Below are 567 nucleotides of genomic sequence, written 5' to 3'. Positions count from 1 at the left end.
TTCAGATTATCGATAAAGCTGGCTGAGTGGTCGCAGCCATCATCCGTAATATCACGCCGATCAAGGATCAATTTGTTGACATCATTTTCGTTGCTCATGTGGTCTTGCCTCGTTTTGGGTTTTTCCGCTTTTGGTCAGAAAGCGTTTTACTATTGGTCAGTGTGTTACTCTTTCGCCGCTTGTTCTGCGGCCTGTTTCCAAATCCCCCGCCAAGCGGCTAATGCCGGGACTTCGCTCATTCGCCCTATTCCCGCTTTACGGGCCAGTTGTTGCGCCAGCGCCTGAATACGGTTCGTCGGTGTCCAGCCGGTTGAAAACAGCAATCGGAACGTGGCATCACGCTCTACAGTGTCAATGGTGATGGCCGTTTCTCCGGCTTTTAGCCAGCGTCCGTTAATACAGGCAGGACGTCCCGCTTTGTCCCATTTACACGCCTTGTCGAAATATTCCGTACAGTTCTCCGGGCCGAACAGGGTCTTCGGGCGTAAGTAATCCCGCATCTTGCCATCATCCCGCCACTTGGTGGTCAGGTAGTCAGTGATCAACATCAGGTCTTCCACCGAATAC

Annotated in this window: 1 protein-coding gene; it reads right to left on the bottom strand. The window is 52.0% G+C overall.

Going from position 1 to position 567, the window contains the following annotated elements; genetic code table 11:
- Positions 1-164: 164 nt before the first annotated feature.
- On the bottom strand, positions 165-567 hold a 403-nt coding region (locus AACS90_RS05035; RefSeq protein WP_241538352.1), incomplete at its 5' end, for a conserved phage C-terminal domain-containing protein.

This window comes from Xenorhabdus sp. KK7.4, assembly GCF_963876465.1.
GTDB lineage: Bacteria > Pseudomonadota > Gammaproteobacteria > Enterobacterales > Enterobacteriaceae > Xenorhabdus > Xenorhabdus stockiae.
Note: the sequence above shows the minus strand (reverse complement) of the source record. Positions and strands in the feature narration are given on the sequence as shown.